The organism is Gillisella taibaishanensis (genome assembly GCF_001938985.1).
In the GTDB taxonomy this organism is placed as follows: domain Bacteria; phylum Pseudomonadota; class Alphaproteobacteria; order Rhizobiales; family Rhizobiaceae; genus Allorhizobium; species Allorhizobium taibaishanense.
The window spans coordinates 335,761-356,180 of the sequence record NZ_MKIN01000021.1 but is presented as its reverse complement, the minus strand read 5'-3'; the positions used below and the strand labels follow the sequence as shown (position 1 = coordinate 356,180).

General features: G+C 58.5%; 22 protein-coding genes. 12 read left to right on the top strand and 10 right to left on the bottom strand.

Going from position 1 to position 20,420, the window contains the following annotated elements:
• Window positions 1–24: 24 nt before the first annotated feature.
• Window positions 25–1,722: a sensor histidine kinase gene (locus tag BJF91_RS08845; RefSeq protein ID WP_075614126.1), complete on the top strand. Its 1,698-nt coding sequence runs from the start codon at window positions 25–27 to the stop codon at window positions 1,720–1,722.
• Here the strand turns inward: BJF91_RS08845 and sdhD are convergent.
• Complete coding sequence (gene sdhD, locus BJF91_RS08840) at window positions 1,719–2,102, bottom strand: succinate dehydrogenase, hydrophobic membrane anchor protein (RefSeq protein WP_162843848.1); 384 nt, start codon at window positions 2,100–2,102, stop codon at window positions 1,719–1,721. The two genes, BJF91_RS08845 and sdhD, sit on opposite strands and share 4 nt — an antisense overlap.
• Before the next feature lie 104 nt (window positions 2,103–2,206).
• The gene (locus BJF91_RS08835; protein WP_139310638.1) at window positions 2,207–2,398 is read right to left on the bottom strand and encodes a hypothetical protein; all 192 of its coding nucleotides are present in this window, start codon (window positions 2,396–2,398) and stop codon (window positions 2,207–2,209) included.
• Between the two features lie 271 nt (window positions 2,399–2,669).
• On the opposite strand from BJF91_RS08835, the gene BJF91_RS08830 reads away from it, so the two are divergent.
• Window positions 2,670–2,894 (top strand): hypothetical protein, encoded by a 225-nt coding sequence (locus tag BJF91_RS08830; RefSeq protein ID WP_075614539.1) that lies wholly within the window; start codon window positions 2,670–2,672, stop codon window positions 2,892–2,894.
• Window positions 2,895–3,061: 167 nt separating this feature from the next.
• Window positions 3,062–3,304: a hypothetical protein gene (locus BJF91_RS08825; protein WP_139310637.1), complete on the top strand. Its 243-nt coding sequence runs from the start codon at window positions 3,062–3,064 to the stop codon at window positions 3,302–3,304.
• Between the two features lie 61 nt (window positions 3,305–3,365).
• Here the strand turns inward: BJF91_RS08825 and BJF91_RS08820 are convergent, their stop codons facing one another.
• From BJF91_RS08820 to BJF91_RS08805, 4 genes are all read right to left on the bottom strand, one after another.
• Window positions 3,366–4,016 (bottom strand): Crp/Fnr family transcriptional regulator, encoded by a 651-nt coding sequence (locus BJF91_RS08820; protein WP_234801577.1) that lies wholly within the window; start codon window positions 4,014–4,016, stop codon window positions 3,366–3,368.
• Window positions 4,017–4,056: 40 nt separating this feature from the next.
• Window positions 4,057–5,124: a Gfo/Idh/MocA family protein gene (locus BJF91_RS08815; RefSeq protein WP_075614121.1), complete on the bottom strand. Its 1,068-nt coding sequence runs from the start codon at window positions 5,122–5,124 to the stop codon at window positions 4,057–4,059.
• A gap of 2 nt (window positions 5,125–5,126) precedes the next feature.
• Window positions 5,127–6,128 carry an MDR/zinc-dependent alcohol dehydrogenase-like family protein gene (locus BJF91_RS08810; RefSeq protein ID WP_407639869.1) on the bottom strand — a complete coding sequence of 334 codons (1,002 nt, stop codon included), beginning with the start codon at window positions 6,126–6,128 and terminating at the stop codon, window positions 5,127–5,129.
• 184 nt (window positions 6,129–6,312) lie between these two features.
• On the bottom strand, window positions 6,313–6,876 hold the full coding sequence (locus BJF91_RS08805) for a DUF1003 domain-containing protein (RefSeq protein ID WP_075614120.1): 564 nt from the start codon (window positions 6,874–6,876) through the stop codon (window positions 6,313–6,315).
• A 390-nt stretch (window positions 6,877–7,266) separates the two neighbouring features.
• Between BJF91_RS08805 and BJF91_RS08800 the strand changes: the two genes are divergently transcribed.
• The 9 genes from BJF91_RS08800 to BJF91_RS08760 all read left to right on the top strand — a co-directional run bounded on the left by BJF91_RS08800 (window position 7,267) and on the right by BJF91_RS08760 (window position 17,089).
• Window positions 7,267–8,373, top strand: a complete 1,107-nt coding sequence (locus BJF91_RS08800) for an NAD-dependent epimerase/dehydratase family protein (protein WP_075614119.1) — start codon at window positions 7,267–7,269, stop codon at window positions 8,371–8,373.
• A complete protein-coding gene (locus tag BJF91_RS08795; RefSeq protein WP_075614118.1) occupies window positions 8,373–10,472 on the top strand; it encodes an NAD-dependent epimerase/dehydratase family protein in 2,100 nt (699 codons plus the stop codon). Before BJF91_RS08800 ends, BJF91_RS08795 begins: the two co-directional genes overlap by 1 nt.
• Complete coding sequence (locus tag BJF91_RS08790) at window positions 10,469–11,596, top strand: glycosyltransferase family 4 protein (RefSeq protein WP_075614117.1); 1,128 nt, start codon at window positions 10,469–10,471, stop codon at window positions 11,594–11,596. Before BJF91_RS08795 ends, BJF91_RS08790 begins: the two co-directional genes overlap by 4 nt.
• 2 nt (window positions 11,597–11,598) lie before the next feature.
• Window positions 11,599–12,729 carry a CgeB family protein gene (locus BJF91_RS08785; protein WP_075614116.1) on the top strand — a complete coding sequence of 377 codons (1,131 nt, stop codon included), beginning with the start codon at window positions 11,599–11,601 and terminating at the stop codon, window positions 12,727–12,729.
• Window positions 12,726–13,853, top strand: a complete 1,128-nt coding sequence (locus tag BJF91_RS08780; RefSeq protein WP_075614115.1) for a CgeB family protein — start codon at window positions 12,726–12,728, stop codon at window positions 13,851–13,853. The genes BJF91_RS08785 and BJF91_RS08780 overlap by 4 nt, the downstream gene beginning before the upstream one ends.
• On the top strand, window positions 13,850–14,935 hold the full coding sequence (locus tag BJF91_RS08775; RefSeq protein ID WP_075614114.1) for a CgeB family protein: 1,086 nt from the start codon (window positions 13,850–13,852) through the stop codon (window positions 14,933–14,935). Before BJF91_RS08780 ends, BJF91_RS08775 begins: the two co-directional genes overlap by 4 nt.
• A 56-nt stretch (window positions 14,936–14,991) precedes the next feature.
• Window positions 14,992–15,729, top strand: coding sequence for a TIGR04290 family methyltransferase (locus BJF91_RS08770; protein WP_162843847.1), 738 nt, complete (start codon window positions 14,992–14,994; stop codon window positions 15,727–15,729).
• Window positions 15,730–15,891: 162 nt separating this feature from the next.
• Window positions 15,892–16,392, top strand: a complete 501-nt coding sequence (locus tag BJF91_RS08765) for a YciE/YciF ferroxidase family protein (RefSeq protein ID WP_075614112.1) — start codon at window positions 15,892–15,894, stop codon at window positions 16,390–16,392.
• A gap of 166 nt (window positions 16,393–16,558) precedes the next feature.
• A complete protein-coding gene (locus BJF91_RS08760; protein WP_075614111.1) occupies window positions 16,559–17,089 on the top strand; it encodes a sigma-70 family RNA polymerase sigma factor in 531 nt (176 codons plus the stop codon).
• A gap of 157 nt (window positions 17,090–17,246) precedes the next feature.
• Here the strand turns inward: BJF91_RS08760 and BJF91_RS08755 are convergent, their stop codons facing one another.
• The 4 genes from BJF91_RS08755 to BJF91_RS08740 form a co-directional block, all read right to left on the bottom strand.
• Window positions 17,247–17,759, bottom strand: a complete 513-nt coding sequence (locus tag BJF91_RS08755; RefSeq protein WP_075614110.1) for a sigma-70 family RNA polymerase sigma factor — start codon at window positions 17,757–17,759, stop codon at window positions 17,247–17,249.
• A gap of 314 nt (window positions 17,760–18,073) precedes the next feature.
• Window positions 18,074–18,277 carry a hypothetical protein gene (locus tag BJF91_RS08750; protein ID WP_075614109.1) on the bottom strand — a complete coding sequence of 68 codons (204 nt, stop codon included), beginning with the start codon at window positions 18,275–18,277 and terminating at the stop codon, window positions 18,074–18,076.
• A 186-nt stretch (window positions 18,278–18,463) separates the two neighbouring features.
• A complete protein-coding gene (locus BJF91_RS25550) occupies window positions 18,464–19,372 on the bottom strand; it encodes a helix-turn-helix domain-containing protein (RefSeq protein ID WP_075614108.1) in 909 nt (302 codons plus the stop codon).
• A 122-nt stretch (window positions 19,373–19,494) separates the two neighbouring features.
• Complete coding sequence (locus BJF91_RS08740; RefSeq protein WP_075614107.1) at window positions 19,495–20,352, bottom strand: AraC family transcriptional regulator; 858 nt, start codon at window positions 20,350–20,352, stop codon at window positions 19,495–19,497.
• Window positions 20,353–20,420 lie beyond the last annotated feature (68 nt).

Genomic DNA, 20,420 nt, shown 5'->3' with positions numbered 1-20,420 from the left:
TTGCATCCTGGGGAGGACGATGCCGTGAAGAAAAGACTGGTGGCGGTTGTGTTGACGGCTCTGTCCCCAGCAATGGGCATGCTCGCCTATAACGAAGTCACGGCCCGTTCCGAGCGCAACGCTGAAATCCACCGGCAGGTGGAAGCGACGGCCATGCAGACCGCATCCGAAGTGCGCAGCTTGATCGAAGGCGTCAAAGCGCTTCTGGTTGCGACTGCTGCCATTCCTGCGATTTCTTCCGGTGATGTTGGCGCTTGTGGTGATGTCCTGAAATCGGTAACCGGCAAGCTCGGGCAAGCGCGCAATATCATCGTGCTCGATCGCACTGGCAAACTTATCTGCGGTAATACCGATGTTGATCCTGGAGCCAATTTCGCTGATCGACCCTATGTGCAGCAAGCGCTTGCCTCTGACGATCTTTCCGTCGGCGAATTCACGATGAGCCGTGTCACGAAGGCGCCGATCGTGCCCATGGCTATGGCCATCAAAAATGGGAAAGAGACCGTTGGCGTGGTGGCGACAGCGCTTAGTCTCGAATGGCTTGAGAACCGCATCATGCGGCGCGGCCTGCTTCCCGGAGGATCGGTCACGATTGCCGACCGCAATGGGACGGTACTTGCTCGCAATCCCGAGCCTGAGAAATTCGTCGGCACTGTCATTCCGGCAACCTATCAGGGCTTGATCCGAGCTGCCCAGCCTGGCACAACCGAGGTTATGAGCCAGGACGGAACCCGCCGGATCATGGGCTATGTCCCCGTTTCTTTCGAAAATCCCTTTTATGTGAGTGCTGGCTTTTCACAGAGGCAAGCTTTTGCGCCGATTGATCGGGCGTCGATACTTGGTTTTCTGATGATGCTGGTCGGTGCTGGCCTCGCGCTGTTTGCGGCATTTTTTATCGGCAATAGACTGATCCTCGAGCCGATCAATCATATCGTTTCCGTCCTGCGCCGCTGGCGTCAGGGCGACACGTCAGCGCGCACCGGCATGACCGAGCGCCATAGCGAATTGGGTCAGGTCGGTGCCACGGTCGATGGTCTGCTGGATGAGATCGACGAGCGTCGGCGGGAGGCAGCGCGGGCAGAGGAAAACCGGAAACTGGTGACGCGGGAACTGTCGCATCGGGTCAAGAACACGATGGCGATGATCCAGGCCATTGCACGCCAAACCTTCAAGGACCGTTCGGCAGAAAATGCCGTCTTTGCGCGGCGGGTTGCAACGCTTGCGGGGGCTTATGACATTCTTTTGTCTGAGGACTGGAAGAGTGCCGACATGCATGACGTTCTGCAACGTGCCCTGAGCCCCTTCGTGAACGACAGCGATGGAAGACTGCATCTGCGCGGGCCGAGTTGCACCGTATCTGCTGAAGCGGCCGTTGCCTTATCACTGATCGCCCATGAACTCGCGACCAATGCGGTGAAATATGGGGCATTGCGCGAGCCCGACGGACTGGTACTTGTCGAATGGCGGCAAACGGCTGACCGTGTAGAGATGGATTGGCTTGAAAGGGATGGACCGCCCATCGTTCCCCCTAATGTCGAAGGTTTTGGCTCGAGATTGATCCGCAGTGCTTTTCCTCGCAGCCTGTTTCCCAAGATCAGCAGCGATTTCCTGCCGGACGGGCTAAGGTTCCACCTCTCCTTCACCCTCGCGCAGCAATCAAGCGTTGATGCTGAGGTATCGCCCGCCGAGTACGATGATGGCGAAAGCGCGGGTGCGCATTAGCCATAACTATGTCTGGCGAGGATGGAAAGCAGCGCGACGAAGGATCCCGCGGCTAGACCGAAGTAGAAGACCGTGTTGAGAAATGTCAGGGTAACTTTATAGCCAGGGGCGTGGATATAATCCTCGATAATGGTCTGCATGCCGAGCCGCATGTGCAGCAGCGTCAGCACCAGATAAAGTCCAAGCGGCGCTGCGACCCAGAGAGAGCCGAGGGCATTGACGACATAATCCCTTGGCCTGCCAAACAGCCAGACACCCAGCACGATCATGTAGGGCGTGAGGAAGAACAGCACCAGAGCTCTCACCCTGTCGTGGAAAAAATCCAAAGTGCCCGAGCGGGCAGAACCCAATCCCAGGACACGGCCAAGCGGTGTCGTCATCTCTTTGCGCTCCCTCATCGCCCGCGCGTTCCATGCGGCGCCTCAGTCGAACAATGAAGGGGCGAGACGGTTCCTTGATGAAGGAGATTGGTCGAAAAACGACGTTATGCTTTATCCGGGGAAACTTTGTTCGTGCGCGCCAGTGCGTTTTCCAGATTGCGAGCGAGTTCGAGGACCGCAGGTGTAACATCTTGGTTTTGAAGTTCAGTCAGGAGAGCCGTCAGGGCATCGGAAACGGCCTCCTGCTCTGTTCCAGCGGCTGTCGCGGCAATGTCTGGTAGAATTTTGTTCGTCAAAGCTGCCATCCTTTTAATCTGCTGGAGGCCAAACGCTTCACGGATTTTTCGTCCACTGTAATGTCTCCGACCCCTATAGGCTCGCGGCATACAAGCGGATCACTGCTTTGGCGTTTTTATCATTAGCCAGCGTTCAACTGGCTCTTCCCACTCCTTCAAGACAAAGAGTGACTTCGCAGGGAACATGCACTGTAGAGCTTTGTTCGGGGGCGATACCGATCCTCTTGTGGAAGATTTCGAGAGGCGGATTCGGTTTGAAGGAACAGATGCGATGACCGACGACGAACGTAAAAACGGTGCTCCCGGCACGACCGACCAAATGCCGCGGTGGGAAGGGCCGGAGGAGTCAAGGCCACGCGGTTATTTGCCGGCAGAAGACAATCCGGACGTAGATCGAGATTCCGTCGGTGAAACGCTCAAGCATCCGCGCAAGCGCGATCTGTCGGACGCGATGAAAACCAAGGCAGATGATGGAAGCGGACCCGGCAAGCGGTAAGACGCATCAGGCTGTGCAAAGTCAATTCCTCCCCTAAACATCCTGAAGAAAAAGAAGACCTGGCATGGAGCCGAGATTTAGGCGCGTTGCAGCGCTAAGACGTTTGAGGCGGCCCGCAAGGTGCTCGCCGTTTGGGAGCCCATTTTATCGTTCTCGAGGTCAGATTTTTGACCAAGCCTGATGTCTCAGATGCAGAGGAAAGCTTTGCCAGGCTCCCCTCTACCGAACGCAAACAGGTTCTGAACCCAGACGATCTTGCTTTTTTGGCGTCTGTTGTCGAAAGAATTCTGTCGACGTCACCAGGTGTAAGCGAAAGGCGAAGGGGATATATTGCCTCCTATGCCATCGACTTGTTCTGTGCAGGCGTTGTTGAAGAGGCAGATCTGGTGCAACGCCTCCGCCAGCTTTGAAATATGCTGTGCAACGTAATAATCCGGACGCCACCCTGCGTAACAGGGTGGCGCCTTCGTGTCAGGCCGCGACCATCGATCCAAATAACCGCTGATACTCTCGCTCTACGGGGCCATAGGCGTCGGCGGCGAAGGCTTCAAGCCCGGAACGATCGCGGATCCGTATGGTCTTGCGTTCCGCAAAGATCAGCCTCTCTCCCTCCAGCACATGCAATGATGCGGTGACGCTGGAGCGGCGGACCGCCAGCATGATCGAGAGAAACTCATGGGTTAGGGACAGCTCGTCACCTTCCTGGCGGTCATGACACATCAGAATCCAGCGGGCCAAACGTTCATCGATTGAATGGATGGCGTTCGACAGTGCCGTGAACGACATCTGCATATTGACGATATAGGCCCACCGCAGCAGCAGATCGCGCAGGGAAGGCCGATTTTCCATCAGTTCTTTCAGCAATAGTCTCTCGATACGCACGGCTTTGCCGGGGACCTGCATAACCACCCGGCAGAGATTTGAATCGATGCCAAGCAGTGCCGAAGGTGGCGACATTCCTTCACGGCCGAACACGCCGACTTCGCTCTGGTTCCCCTTTGGGGAAACGATGACGGTCGATCCAACGCCGGAGAGGGGAAAATAGCAGTAGCGGTCGACTTGTTGCGGTTCCGAAAGCAGCATGCCCTGCGGCAGTTCTACAGGCTCCAGCTCCGGCTCCATTGCCCGCAAATCCTCATCGCGGAGGAGATTGAGAAGCATGTTATGGTTGGGCATGATCGTCTCCTTTCCTCGGGACATGATTGTAGATGCGATCGATGACTTCCGAAACCGGAAGCAATCTTTCGCATGCTGGGTCGTAGCTGCGATCCACCTGTAGCTTAGCTGCCCAGGCTGCAGCCGCCCGGCCGCCCCAATCATCCGGCGGGCTGATCAGGGTTTGGCGCGATGTGCCGGCGAACTGTTCGAGCGTAAAGTCGTAAAATGAGCCGCCGACATTGGCCATGGATGCGCCACCGCCAGTGCCGAACAAGCCGGCACCGATCACAGCATCGCATCCGGCTTGCAGCCGCCAGGAACATGCGATGCGCACAGCGGCCCCGCTATCCAGCGTCAGTGTGGCAACTGCATAATCTTCCACCGCCCCGTCTGCCGGATCAAGCGGCATGCCGCCCGCGAACAGATGACTCGAGACATGAGTCACATCAGGAAAATCCAGAAGCCAAAGCGCGGCATCAATCAGGTGGACGCCGAGATCCATGACACAGCCACCGCCAGAGCGGGATTTGTCGTAGAACCAGTCCTTGTCTGGGCCATAGGCGTTGTGGAACACCATATCTGCCGTAAAGACATTTCCCAAATCTCCATTACGGACCAGATCCCGGAGAGCGCGAAGCGCTTGTGTCTGACGATAGGAGAAATCGACCCCAAGCAGCCTGTCGGCCTTGCGGGCAGCTTCAACGACGGCGCTCGCTTCGGCCGCATTGCGTCCGAGCGGCTTCTGGCAGAACACCGCCAGCCCTGCCTCGAGCGCTGCGATCGATTGCTGCGCGTGTTGCGCGCTCGGCGTCGCGATCACCACGGCGTCTAGGTCCTGCTCCAGAAGGCCGTCGAGATCACTGACGATTCTTGCCTCCGGCGCCAGCTTTAAAGCCTCTTGGGCCATATCCGGTGAGGGATCTGCGATGGCAACGGCGGTTGCCTCGGTCTCGGCAAGGATCGCCTGCATGCGGTGGCGGCCGATCCAGCCGGTGCCGAGGAAGCCGAGCCGGGGCGGCTTTTGTGCTGCCGGGCCGCTTCGGACGTCAGTCCGTTGGATGAGATTATCCATTATCAATAGGTCACCAATGCTTTCATGAAACCTTCAGGCCGATCACGAGTGTCGTTAAGGGCCTGGTCGAGTGCGTCTAGCGGGTAGCGATGAGTGTAGAGCGGAGCGGGGTTGAGCCGCCCGTCCATCACCGCTGCCACCGCCTCCAGCATGCCTTCGAGATATACTTCCGGATCGCGCTCATGGGCGTTGATGACGTCGAGACCGCGCCAGTTCCAGAGCTGCATATTGATTTGGCGGGGACCGTCCTGATGGTAGCCGGCAATAATGAGGCGGCCGCGTTCGGCGGTGAGTTCAGCTGCAAGATCAAGCGGCCAGGCTTTGCCAGTCGCTTCGATGACCCGCGGACAGAAGCGGCCTTCCGTCAGTTCCTTGACGGCCTCAATGATGCGCCAGTGATCGTCAAGCGACAGGCAGTGGGCGGCTCCCATCCGGCGCGCCATCTCCAGCGCGTCAGGCCGACGGGAAAGCGCGATCACCTTGGCGCCGGCTTTTGTTGCAAGCTGCGTGAGAAGAGCGCCCAGAAAACCGATGCCGACAATCGCCACGGTCTGGCCGGCCTTGATCTCGCTGCGGCGAAAAATGTTCATGGCGCAGCCAAGCGGCTCACCCGGGAAGGGCAGGCCATCCAGCGCTGACGGAAGCGGTATGATCATATTTTCATCGGCAAGATCATGTGTCGCATAGGCGTGATAGGTCAGCCCCGCGACTCGATCCCCGACCTGAACGCTGCGCACGCCCGGCCCCAAAGCATCGACAATCCCCCAGCCTTCGTGGCCGAGCCCGCCGGGTTCAGTCGGAAATTCCATCCATTCCGGCCCTTCCCAGGGTGTCAGGTTAGATGCGCACACGCCGCAGCCTTCCAGCCGGAGGCGGACCTGGCCCGGTCCCGGTTGTGGCAGCGGATGGGATTTGACTGCGATTTTGCCCGGGCCGGTAACCGTTGCAGCCGTCATGACCGCCGTATCGCAATGTTCGCCCTGGGCTCTTTCCATCCTGTCCATCAGGTTCCCTTCATCTCTCGCCTGTGCCGTATGGCGACCTTCATCGATTTGCCTTTCCAACCAAAAAAGTCGGCTGAGGTTCCCGAAGAAGTCAAAGAAGATGATCCCGCGCCGCACCTTGAGGTGAGGCTTTGGGCTGGACATGCAGGGCACTGGAGCGGCGTCGTCGTGGGAGCGTGCTCGCCTATTCGCCGGGCGGTCCCGCCTCGCTGCGTTTCTGGCGCTCGATTTCTTCCATCACCACCTCCGGCGGGACATTGCGGGTCATTTCGGAGATTTCTTCAGGCGCGACATCGCTGGAGATCTCCAGCTTCTCGGCAATTGCCGAGACGAGGGCGATCAGCCTGGTCGTTTCGTGTTCGTTGAGCAGCGAAATCTGCAGGCTCAAGTCAGCGCGCCTGCCATCTTCCGCGGCCATACGGTTTTGGCTGATCAACACGAAGGTGGAAATGAAGATCGCTTCGACCGATGCGATCATCGCCAGCACGACTAGCGACGGATCGAACACTGGAATCGGCGGCAGCAGGCCGAGATTGATGATGATCCAGGCGCCGAAGATGGCCGCATGCAGATAAACGAAGGCCATGCTGCCAGCAAAATCGGTGATCGCACCTGCCACGCGCTCCTGACAGGAGAGGTTGCTCTCTTCCTCGGCTCTCCTGCGGATCAGCGCATTGATATTGCGATCGAGAACCGTCGAAACGGTCTCCTTTTGTTGGAGTGAGGGGCCTGCCTGCTGATCTGTCATGATTGTGCATGTCTCCGTCTTTCGCGCTTCTAACAGGCTGTGGGGCAGTCAGTTCCTTCGTCCTCAAGGAAGAAAGCGGTGCGCCATGGAACAGCGGGTCTCAGAGGCAGGAGGGATGAAGTCATTGAAGAAGTCATAGTCAAAAATGATGTCATTGAAGAGGAACCTTTGCCGTGAAGCCCTGTTCGGATCGCATGGCTAGCCTCCATTCACTCCAAGGCGCAGAGGATGCGCATCCATCCCCGCTTTGAACCCAAGTTTCTGAATATCGCAATCGTTTCAATCGATTGCGAGCTTCAAGGCAAAGATGCGGACTATCAGGACCATTGGAAAACCATCGGTCCCGATGAGCGTTCGCCCATCCACGATTTTGACAGGTAAGGGCATCAGATGAAGACAATTCTCGTTACCGGCGGTTGCGGCTTTATTGGCCGCTATGTTACATCGGAACTCCTCCAGAACGGCTATGATGTCAGGGTGCTCGATGCGCTGATCGATCAGGTGCATGGTTCCGCCGATGTTGCCGACCCCGCCGATGTGGAGATCATCCGCGCCGATGTGCGCGACAAAGCTGCCGTCGAGAAGGCCCTTGATGGTGTCGATGGCGTCATTCATCTCGCAGCGGAAGTCGGCGTTGGCCAGTCCATGTACGAGATTGCCCGCTATGTCGGCGGCAATGATCTCGGCACCGCCGTTTTGCTGGAAGCGATGATTGGACGGCCGATTCAGAAGCTCGTCGTTGCCTCCTCCATGAGCGTCTATGGCGAAGGGCGCTATCAGACGCCCGATGGCAGGCAACTCGGTCTCGTCAGGCGCAAGGGCACCAGGGTCAAGGCGGGGCAGTGGGAGCCGGTTGGTCCTGATGGTGAGGCACTGACACCTGTTGCGACAGACGAGGAAAAGCCCGTTGACCTTGCTTCCATCTATGCACTCACAAAATATTCCCAGGAGCGGCAGGCTCTTATCTTCGGCAATGCTTACGGCGTCGATTCCGTTGCGCTGCGGCTGTTCAACGTGTTCGGAGCCGGGCAGGCGCTATCCAACCCCTACACAGGCGTGCTCGCCAATTTTGCCTCGCGGCTCGCCAACGGCCAGCCGCCGATGATTTTCGAGGACGGCCAGCAGCGTCGCGATTTCGTGCATGTGCGTGACGTCGCCCTCGCATTCCGCCTGGCGCTGGAGAAACAGGACGCGAGCGGCCATGTCATCAATATTGGCAGCGGCAATGCCTATGCGATTTCGGAAATTGCAAGCATGCTCGCCGATGCCATGGACCTGCCCCACATCCAGCCTGACATCATGCAAAAGGCGCGCTCCGGCGACATCCGTAACTGCTTTGCCGATATCTCCAAAGCGCGCGAATTGCTCGGCTTCGAGCCAAAGCACCGATTGGAAAATTCCCTCGCCCCCTTTGCCGAATGGGTCCGCACGACAGGTGCGATCGACCGCGCGGCGGATATGAAGCGGGAACTGGAAGAGCGGGGTCTGGTATCGTGATGGCGGGCGGAGCACAACAAGGGGCAGGGGCCAAGCGCGCTTCCGCAAACACGGTCGGTCATCCATCCTATGGCTTCGTTGAATGGTTCCGCCCTGGTGAATATGAACGGACCGAGACGATCTTGCCGGATATTCTCGCCAGCGGCGCGTCCTATCTGCGCACGCATTTGTCCTGGGCGGAATATCTGGCGCCCGGTGGCGAAGCCTGGTTCGACTGGCTGATCCCGAAACTGGGTGGGGTGATCGACCTTCTGCCCTGTATCCACTACACGCCGCCATCGATGTCGCGCACCGGTCGGTCGTCCGGCGCTCCCGTTGATCTAAAGTCCTATGCCGACTTCGTCGATCACGTGATTACGCGCTATGGGCGTCATTTCAACCACATCGAGCTTTGGAACGAGCCCAACAATCTCCTGGATTGGGACTGGCGTGACGACGGCGATTTCCTGATGTTCAGCGAAATGGTCGGCGGTGCCGCCTATTGGGCCAAGCAACGCGGGAAGAAGCCGGTGTTGGGAGGTCCGTCACCGTTTGATCCGCTCTGGCTCGATCTGATGGGGGAGCGCGGCGTGCTCGGCGTTGTTGATGCCGTCGGCTTTCACGGCTTTCCCGGCACCTGGGATAGCGAGGAGGGTACCTGGGGCGGATGGGACATGCATCTCGGCGAGATGCGCCGGATCCTCGACCGCCATAACCCCCAAAGCGAGATCTGGATTACTGAGACCGGCTATTCCACTTGGCGTAACGACGAAGTGGAGCAGGCACGGCGTTTCCTGAATGCAATCTCTGTCCCGGCAGATCGTCTCTACTGGTATTCCTGGCGCGATGTGCCACCGGATGTGCCGGTGCAAGAGGGGCTCTGGTTCGATCCGCGCCATTACCACATGGGCGCCGTCAGCCATGACAATCAGCCGAAGCTCCTCGCGCGCCTGCTGAGCGAAGGGGGCGTGGCCCGACTGGAGCAGGTGCTGGGACTGACGACTCCACATATCGCAAAGGGTGCTTCACCCGTGGTGGTCACCGGCGGCAGCGGCTTCATTGGCAGCAATCTTGCCGATAGCCTGCTCAGCGATGGTCATGATGTTATCGTCGTCGACAATCTGTCGCGCCCTGGCGTCGACCGCAATCTCGCCTGGCTGAGCGAGCGCCATGGCGACCGCCTGCACCCCGTTTTGGCGGATGTGCGGGATGCGAGAGGCATTGAGCCTGTCTTTGCCGATGCCAGTGCTGTCTTCCATTTCGCAGCGCAGACGGCAGTCACGACTAGCCTGGTGCATCCGCTTGACGATTTCGAGACCAATGGCCGGGGCACGATCAATGTGCTGGAGGCCGTGCGCAAGGCGGCAAACGGAAGAGGCGGTAAAGGTGCGCCTGTGATTTTCGCCAGCACCAATAAAGTCTATGGCGCGCTTGAAGATGTCGCAATGCAGGAATTCGATGATCGCTACGTCCCATCAGACGAAAAGATCCGTGAAAACGGCATCGACGAAAGCCGACCGCTTGATTTCTGCACCCCTTACGGCTGTTCCAAGGGTGTGGCGGATCAATATGTGCTCGATTACGCCAAATCCTTCGGCATTCCCACCGCCGTTCTGCGGATGAGCTGCATCTATGGTCCGCGGCAATTTGGGACGGAAGATCAAGGCTGGGTGGCGCATTTCCTGATCCGCGCGCTCGCTGGCGAGGCAATCTCGATCTATGGCGATGGCAAGCAAGTGCGCGATATCTTGCACGTCAATGATGCGGTCGCCGCCTATAGAACTGTGCTCGATGGCATCGACCGGTTCAAGGGGCAGGCCTTCAACCTTGGTGGCGGCCCTGCCAATGCGGTCAGCATTCGTGGCGTGCTGCGCGAAATCGAAGAGCTGACAGGGCGCCGGCTCGAGACGGATTTGTCGCACTGGCGTGCTGGCGATCAGCTGTATTTCGTGGCCGACACCGGCAAGCTGGAGCGAGCCGCCGGCTGGCGTGCCGGCATGCGCTGGAAGAGCGGCTTGAAAGATCTCGCGGAGTGGCTGAACGAGAACCGTTTCGATGGCGAAGCGTTACCAAGATCTACGCCTCGCCATATCCTCTCGCCCCGCCAGGTCCAGGCATGAGCTCGCCCGACAACACGGCAGGCGATCTGCGGCTGCTGATGACGCTTGATGCCGTCGGTGGGGTTTGGCGCTATGCCATTGATCTCGCAGGCGAGCTGAAGAGCCTTGGCATAGAAACAGTCTTCGTCGGCCTCGGACCGCGCCCAGCCACACATCAGGTGCAGGAAGCGGAAGAGATCGGCGAACTCATTTGGCTTGACGCTCCCTTGGAGTGGATGGTCGAAGACGAGGCGGCGCTGTCTTCGCTGCCGGCGCTGCTGCAGGATCTTGCTGCCAAGCATGGTGCAGATCTCTTGCATCTCAACGCACCTTCGCAGGCAGTGGGCATCGATCCGGCTCTGCCGGTGCTCGCCGTTTCCCATTCCTGTGTCGCCACCTGGTTTGCGGGGGTGCGCGGCGAGCGGCTGCCGGCTGGCTGGGAATGGCAGCACGCGATCAATCGAAAAGGGTTCGATCGGGCTGATGTTGTGGTCACGCCAAGCCGAAGCCACGCCTCCATGATCAAGCAGGTCTATGGCGAGATCGCAGATCTCCATGTCGTGGCCAATGCGACGCGGCTGACGGTGCAAAAGCAACCAAAGAACCGGCTCGCCTTTGCAGCCGGGCGTTGGTGGGATGAAGGTAAGAACGGCGCGGTTCTCGATGCAGCGGCGCCGCATATGCGTTTGCCGCTGGTCATGGCCGGCGCCAACAGGGGGCCGAACGGCCAGTTTCTGCCGATCGTCCATGCCGTCCATCGCGGCGAGCTCAACCATGCGGAGACGGCGGCGCTGATGGCGCGGGCGGAGGTGGTGCTTTCCCCTTCGCTTTACGAACCCTTCGGCCTTTCGGTGCTTGAGGCGGCACGCTCGCGTAGCGCGCTGGTGCTTGCCGATATCCCAACCTATCGCGAGCTCTGGCACGAAGCGGCATTGTTCGTCGATCCTCATGATGCCGAGGCTTTTGCCGATGCGGCAAATCGGTTTGCTGACGATGATGCGCTTCGGGCAAAGCTCTCTGCCGAAGCGCTGCGCCGAGCGCTGGATTTCACCCCACAGATCCAGGCGAAGGCTATGGCCGAGCTCTATCAGAGCCTGCTCCAGAGGGCAGCGACTCCTTCCGATACGATGACCGCAGCGGAGTGATCATGCGATTTCTATTCTATACCCATTCCCTGATTTCCGACTGGAACCATGGCAATGCGCATTTCCTGCGGGGCGTGATGCGCGATTTGATCCGTCGCGGACATCGGGCGCTTGCGCTGGAGCCGCAAGTGAGCTGGAGCCGGGACAATCTGGTTGCCGAGCAAGGTGATGCGGCGCTTGCCGATTTCCATGACAGCTTTCCCGGCCTCGTCAGCCGGATCTACGATCCCGATTTCGACCATGAGGCTGCGGTCGCCGATGCCGATGTGGTTGTCGTGCATGAATGGACGGACCCGGAGCTGATTGCCAGGCTCGGCCGCATCAGGCGCAACGGCGGGCGTTTCACGCTTCTGTTCCACGATACCCATCACCGCGCCGTCTCGGCCTCTGCCGATATCGCCGCCATGACCCTTGCTGATTACGACGGCGTGCTGGCCTTCGGCGAAACGCTGCGGCAGCGTTACTTGAAAGCGGGCTGGGGGAAATCGGTCTTCACCTGGCATGAGGCTGCTGACGATGCGCTGTTTCACCCGATGCCAGAGGTCGAGAAGACCGGTGACCTGATCTGGATCGGCAATTGGGGTGATGACGAGCGCTCGGCCGAAATCCTGGAATTCCTCGTCCGGCCGGTCAAGGCGCTCGGACTATCTGCAACGGTGCGCGGCGTGCGTTATCCCGATACTGCGCTGGCAGCGCTTGACGATGCCGGTATTGCCTATGGCGGCTGGATTGCCAATGCAAAAGCGCCGCTTGCCTTTGCCCGCCACCGCGTCACCGTCCATATCCCGCGCCGGCCTTACGTGGAAACCTTGCCGGGCATTCCGACGATCAGGGTTTTCGAGGCGCTGTCTTCGGGCATTCCGCTGATCTCGGCTCCTTGGGATGATGCTGAACATCTGTTCCGACCGGGCACGGATTACTTGATCGCCCGCGATGGCGGCGAAATGCAACGGCAGTTGCAGATCGTGCTCGACGATGCCGATCTCCGCCGCGATCTCATCCGCTCAGGCCAGGAAAAAATTGCCGCCCGCCATACCTGCCGCCACCGCGTCAGCGAGCTTTTCACCATTCTTGCCAGTTGCGGCACCGACCGCGTCAAACAGCAATTGATCAATTTGGAGGCTGCCGAATGAAAATCGCCTTTTATGGCTCGAGCCTGGTTTCCGCCTATTGGAATGGTGCCGCCACTTATTACCGCGGCATTTTGCGCGCGCTTGCCCGTCGCGGCTACGACATCACCTTCTTCGAGCCCGACGTCTACGATAGGCAGAAAAACCGTGACATGGATCCGCCTCCTTGGTGCAAGGTCGTGGTATACGAGGGAACGGTCGACGCCTTGAAGGCTGTTGCGGCTGAGGCGGCACTAGCCGATATCGTCATCAAGGCGTCAGGCGTTGGCTTCGAAGACGACCTTCTTTTGGCCGAAGTAATGGCTGCGGCAAGACCGGGCGCCCTGACGATCTTCTGGGATGTCGACGCGCCTGCAACCCTTGCGGAACTGAAAGCTGCCCCCGACCATCCGCTGCGCAAGGCGCTGCCGGATCTCGACATGGTCCTGACCTATGGCGGTGGTGATCCTGTCGTTGAAGCTTACCGTGCGCTTGGCGCCCGAGATTGCATTCCAGTCTATAATGCGCTCGATCCGGAGACCCACTATCCGGTTCCGGCCGATCAAAGGTTTTCCGCTGATCTGGCCTTCCTTGGCAACCGCTTGCCTGACCGGGAAGCCCGGGTTGAGGAATTCTTCCTGGAGCCCGCTGCGCGCCTGCCCGACCAGGCCTTCCTGCTTGGCGGTTCGGGATGGCAGGACAAGCCCATGTCGGAGAACATCACGTATCTCGGCCATGTCTCCACCCGCGATCACAATGCGTTCAATGTCTCGCCGAAAGCCGTGCTCAATATTTCCCGCGCCAGCATGGCGGAAAACGGCTTTTCGCCGGCAACGCGCGTGTTCGAAGCCGCAGGTGCTGGCGGATGCCTTATCACCGATGCCTGGGAGGGTATCGAGCTTTTCCTGAAGCCGGGTGAGGAGGTTCTCGTTGCTCGTGATGGCCGCGATGTTGCCGATCTTCTGGCCGGCCTCACGATCGGTGCTGCACGGCAGATCGGGCAGCGGGCGCTGATCCGGGTTCTGATGGAGCATACCTATGGCCACCGGGCCGGCGCGGTCGACAGTCTGTTCCGCCGGATGAGCGGTGGCAGTGCCGGCGCCAGCACGGCCGGCTCGATTATGGCAAACAGCGAGGCTGCCGAATGAGCGAATCCAAGACCGTCGTTATCTTCGGCCTCTCTCTGTCTTCATCCTGGGGAAATGGCCATGCCACGACTTTCCGCGCGCTTATTCGCGGATTGAATGCCGACGGGCACCAGGTTTTGTTCCTTGAGCGGGACGTGCCCTGGTATGCAGGGCATCGCGATTTGCCCGATCCGGACTTCTGCCGCCTTGCCTATTATACGGATCAGGAGACGGTGCTGGATCGCTATGGTGCCGAAATCCTCAAGGCAGATGCGGTGATTGTCGGCTCCTACGTGCCTGACGGCATCGAGCTGATCGATCGGCTGTCGGCGCTTGGCCCAAAGCGCCTGTGCTTTTACGATATCGACACACCCGTGACGCTCGCAAAGCTCGATGCTGGCGATGAGGAGTTTCTGGCGCGTCGGCAGATCCCGCTATTCGACGCCTATTTTTCCTTTTCCGGCGGTGAAGTGCTCGATCGGCTGGAGCGGGAGTACGGTGCGTCTCGTGCGGTTGCGCTCTATTGTTCCGTTGATGCCGATCGTTACGGCCCGACCGGGGAGGCGCTCACCTGGGATCTCGGTTATCTCGGCACCTATAGTCCCGATCGGCAGCCGGTGCTTGAAACCCTGCTGATCGAGCCGGCGCGCCGTCTGCCGCACATGCGGTTTGTCGTCGCTGGGCCTCAATATCCTGAAACCATCGACTGGCCCGCCAATGTCGAGCGTATCGATCATCTGCCGCCGGATGAACACGCAAGCTTTTACAGCCGACAGCGCTTCACCCTGAACGTGACACGCGCCGACATGATCGCGGCCGGCTGGTCGCCAAGCGTGCGGTTGTTTGAGGCCGCCGCCTGCGACGTGCCTATCATCAGCGATGTCTGGCGCGGGCTTGATGACCTGCTGCCCGACGGCGAGGCGATCTTTCTGGCACGTGCGGCGCAGGATGTGGTGCGGGTACTGACGGAGACCGGGGAGACCGAGCGACTGGCTGTGGCGGCTTCTGCCCGCCAGCGGGTGCTAGGCGCCCATACCGGCCTTGCCCGAGCCCGCGAGCTTGTCGAGGCGCTTCAGGATGAAGCTATCTTGCGGCGCGCCTGAAGCAGCAGCCGATGCACGTGCTGAACGAAGCATAAGGAATAGGTATGAATGATAGAATGAAAAAGGATCTCCGCAGCAAGATCGAAGAGCTTGGCCCCTGGTTTCAGAATATCGAGATCGGCGGCATAAAAACGGCTCCCGATCATTTCCTGGGCGATTATCCGGCCTTCAAATGGCAAGGATTTCGGCACGTCGTGCCCGAGGATCTCAGCGGTCAAAGCGTTCTCGACATCGGCTGTAACGCGGGCTTCTATTCCCAGGAAATGAAGCGACGTGGCGCGGACTATGTGCTCGGCATCGACTCCGATCCCCATTATCTTCAGCAGGCGCGTTTCGCCGCCGCACAAGCGGGTCTTGATATCGAGTTCCGCCAAATGTCCGTCTACGAAGTCGGCAAGCTGCGGCAGCGCTTCGACCTCGTGATCTTCATGGGCGTGCTCTATCATTTGCGCCATCCGCTGCTGGCGCTCGATCTGCTGCATGAGCACGTCGTTGGCGGGCAGATGTTGTTCCAGTGCCTGCAGCGCGGAGACGAGCGAAAGCCGGATCTTGCCGAAAACTACGATTTTTCCGAATGGGCAATATTTGACCAAATGGAATACCCAAAACTCTTCTTTGTAGAGGAGCGCTACGCTAGCGATCCCACCAACTGGTGGATCCCGAATAAAGCCGCGATGGAGGCTATGCTGCGCAGCGCGGGCTTCATCATCGAGGAAAATCCCGAACGCGAAGTCTATCTCTGCCGGCGCGGCGCGCGTCATTACGCCGTCGAACCGCCACCTGCCATCGCCTGACGGATTAGCCGAAATTCGACAGGAACTTTCAGGGGCACTCCCTGTTTGGAGAGTGTGGTTCGAACGGAAGCACAGATCGCTTCCAACCTTTTTCACGCAATTGCCCACGCCAGACCACGCGGATTGAAGCGGTGTGGAATTGCGCCATTCCCGGAGGAAAAAATGGCTGAGAAAACTTTGAATGATCTGTTCCTCGACACGCTCAAGGACATCTATTTTGCTGAAAAGCAGATCCTGAAGGCCCTGCCGAAAATGGCCCGCGCCGCCCAGTCTGAAGAAGGCAAGGCCGCATTCCTGCAGCATCGTGAAGAAACCCAGGGTCAGATCGAGCGCCTTGAGCAGGTGTTTGAGCTGATCGGCAAGCCGGCACGCGGCAAGACCTGCGAAGCTATTCAGGGCATTCTCGCCGAAGGCGAGGAAATCATTGAAGAGTTCAAGGGTTCGCCAGCACTCGACGCCGGTCTTATCTCCTCCGCCCAGGCGGTCGAGCACTACGAGATCGCCCGTTACGGCACCCTGAAGGCTTGGGCTCAGGAGCTCGGCATGAAGGAAGCCGTTGCTCTCTTCGACGCGACGCTTAAGGAAGAAGTTGCGACCGACGAGAAGCTGACGGCGCTGGGTGAAAGCTCCGCAAATAAGAAAAGCTCGCGTAAGGCAGCGTAAGCTGCCGGCCGATCTTTTCACATCAAAGGCCACCCTCTGGTGGCCTTTTTTGTATCGAAATGACACGCATTGATGCTCTGTTGTAATGCCTTGGGAAATGGTGCGGTAACGTACCGAAACAACCTAGCCCTGTAGCCGTTGACTGTCAGAGAAGGAGACAGGTTATATGGCAACTTCGACTACCCCGCCTCAGGGCACTAGACACGCACTTCCCACCGCCGTCCACGCCGGCATTGAAGCACAAATCCCAGCCCTCCAGCGCTTTGCAAAACGTTTGACCGGTCCAGGCGGCGAGGTTGACGACCTTGTCCAGGAAACGATTTTGCGGGCTCTTAACGCATCAAACCAGTTTCAAACTGGTACAGCTCTGAAGTCCTGGCTTTTCACCATCATGCGCAATGCTTTCTACACGGCTTACAACCGGCGCAAGCGCGAGCATGTCGGCATGGGCGATGAATGGAACCACAAGCTGGTGATGGATGCTCCACAGGACTGGGTGGTCCTATACGCCGATCTTGGCGTGGCCATCAACAAACTCCCGGAGGCATCGCGCCGGTCCCTGGTCATGGTTGCCAGCGGCGTCAGCTATGATGAAACCGCACGGGCTTGCGGTTGTGAAGTCGGCACTGTCAAGAGCCGAGTCAATCGGGCCCGAAAAGTGCTGTCGGATCAATTCGGAGCTGCTTTGCTAACGTGAAGAAAACATGCAGCCTGCCTAACGTACCAGCAGGCAAAAACTTGAATTTATTGATTAACAAATACAGACTTCTACAGATCTAAACTGCTAAACCGCCTCGGAGTCATCCAGGCGGTTTTGAGCATTTTGCAGACAAATGGTTGAGGCATTTGCGAGTTTAGAGAATCTCTTGGGCGGTTTCTTCGCCAAGCTCCTGAAACAAACGCTGGCGAGCCCGGTTCAATCGGCTCTTGACGGTACCTACGGCACACCCGCTGACTTCTGCCGCAGTTTCGTAACTCTCACCCAACATGACAACAAGAATGATGATTTCCCGCTGATGGGTCGGCAGGCGCGATAGGGCTTCGCGGACTTCGACCGCTCGTGTCGTCCACTCCTGCGTGGGGCCTACGGAGAGCGTGTCGAGAAAACCAGGCTCTATGCCCACGACCTCTCGTTGCCGTTTGCGAAAACGGGTGCAAAACGTATTGCGCATGATCGTAAACAGCCAGGATTTGAGCTTGGTGCCGGGATCGAATTTATCGACATTCGCCAGCGCTCTCGTCAGGGTTTCCTGGACGAGATCATCGACATCCTCAGGCGTTTTGCAAAAACTATGGGCAAACGCGCGCAGTGCCGGAATGAGGGAAACGATTTCAACCGAGGTATTGTTGTTATTTGCTGCCGGCACGGCGCCTCTCTTGTCGTCTTGGGGCTGCCGAAGCGTGGGCGGAGACGAGCGCCTGGTTTTCGCGTGGCCCGGCGAAATCGGCCGGGGCCGAGATAAATCACCCGATGACACGTGCTCGAAATGGTTCAAATCAATAATATCAACCAACGGAAGAATCCTCGGCACGGAGCTTGGGGTCGGCCCGCTTCCGCAATAAGGAGCGGAAAGGCCGACAAGGTCTTTTCGGCTGGCCGAAAGCGCGATCCCGATTAAATGTCAAAAAATCCATGGCGATGCTCCAAGCGCCGGTGACATTCATTGAAGCAGCATCTCGGTTACGGTTTGGTCGGCTTGTGTTGCGGCGGAATATTGTGGATCGTTGCGTCCTGTGAACCGGTAATCACCTGCGGTTTGGCGCTGACAACACCGTCATTGTCTCCGCCGCTCTGCGTCTTGGCGAACTGACCCTTTGCATCCTTCTCTACCTCTCGACCTTCATGTCCATTGGTCTTGCTGGATGAACCGGTTTTCGGTTGCATGACGCTTCTCCCATTTCGTCGCATCAATCCCAAACCGGCGTTCATAGCGAAAGTTCCGCGCCGTCTTTTAAATTTATCTTTTTTGGTGTGCTGCAACAACGCTGCAAGCTTTGTGCACGATGCGCGCCCGGAGATGGGCCATGGCGTTGACAAATCTTTTGGTATCAGCCGGCACTTTGACGCTGATCAGATCTTGCGGATGCGCCGCCATGCAGCCGGGGTCGCGCCGACGGACCGTGAGAAAACCCTGGTAAAATGGCTTTGATCGGCAAATCCGCATGCGGTGGCCACCTCTTTTAGAAGCATGTCCGAGTGCAGCATCATGTCCTGAGCCTTATCCAGCCGTTCCTGGGTTAACAATTGTTGAGGTGTCTTGCCGGTGCTGTCTTTCAGGGCGCGCAGAAAAACGGCCTGGGACAAGTTGCAGTCGCGTGCCAGCCCTTCGACAGAGATTTCGCCGCTCAGGCGGTCGCGGATCTGATCGCGCACCCTTGTCTGGTCCCGGCTGGAAAGATTGCGTCTTCTGTCGCTGGATGCGTTTCTGCCATTGCCATAGGTTTGAACGAGATGAATGCCTATTGCCGTCGAGATCTGGTCGACAAATAGCGCGCTACGCTCACCGATTGCGCCTACACGCGCAAACAGAGCGCCAAGCAGCCCCCCGAGGACGGGGTCTCCATGACCGGCCACGCATTTCAGGTCACTGACCTGCTGAAAGTCGGAGGCATCGGCAATCCGCTCCAGGGCGGCATTATCGATCTCAACCAGCGTGAAATTGAAGGAGCCACTGAGTTCGGCACGGTAGTCGTCGGAGAAACGGCGCAGATAGACGGAGTTTGCACCGAAGTCGAAGGTCTCGGACGTATATTCAGAAAAAATCCGCCGGCGATGACCGTCCGAACTGGAAAGACCGAGGAGAAATCCGCGATTGGTGGCTGGCGTTCTGACCGGCTCGGCTGGCGCTACGGCGCCCAGCTTGCGGTGAAAGGTCATGTTCGCGCCGATGATCGTTTCGTCGCTCAACAGTTGGCTCCGCGAGCAGCCAAACGCATCCATCGGGACTGACTTTGCCACTGACGATTGTTCGTTGCGCATCTCTGTTCCCACATCAATCGGCGGATGTAACAGCCGCCCCACTTAACCTAGTCTAAATGTCACTGTCTTGCATGAAAGTCGCCTGATTTAAATGCACGGTGTCTTCACGCCTATTCCAGAGCCTACCGATGCAAGCGACGAAAGCGACCGGGCGAATGACCGGTCAGCCCGGTAAAGATCCGCGTCATGTGGCTTTGGTCGGAAAAGCCACAGAGAAGGGCTATATCCGCGATCGGCTGGTCCTGCATAAGCAGATCCTTGACACGCTCTACCCGATATTCAGTCAGCCATTTATGCGGTGCCCGCCCGAAGCTCTCCTTGAATGCCTTGATGAAATAACTGCGCGAGAGGTCGCAGAGCGAGGCGAGGTCAGCAATCGAGAAAGCCTCACTGTAATGCGTTTCCAGAAACTCCGTAAGGCGCCGTTCTTGCCAGGGGGCGAGGGTACCCTTCTTATCGACAGGCAGATAAAGGCCGCCATAGGTCTGTGCCAGATGGGCCAAAGCGGCAAGGCCGATCTGCTCCACGAACAGTGGATTGGCGTTCGTCGGGTCCTCCAGAGATGGGATGAGTGCCTGTGCAAGGCTCAAGAGCACAGGATCTGGATGATCTTCCGGGCATTTGAGCGTGCCGATCGGCGTGCGTCCGACATCCTCCGCAAACCGGCGCATCCGGGCGTCTGAGACATGCAGGCGAAACTCGTCGAAGGCTGATAGATACTGGCGATGCCAAGGCATACGCAGATCCGTGATCGATAGACTGCCCCTCGATCGCGGACCTTGTGCGATCAGTTCTTCGCCGCGCCAAAGCCGATGCGCCTGCGTGTCGCACAATTGAACGGTGACATCGAAGGCATCTTCACGAGCGAATGTCTGCGAGCCATCGCTCTCGTGCCGGGCGCCGCGACGACGCGATACGACGATCCCCGCAGCATCATAGGATTGTTCTGTCTGTCCAACCAATACCGGCGCTACATCCATCGATCCGTTCTTTCGGCCAATCTGCTTGCTGGAAAATGGCACGGAGCCGACGATGACGTGTCACACTG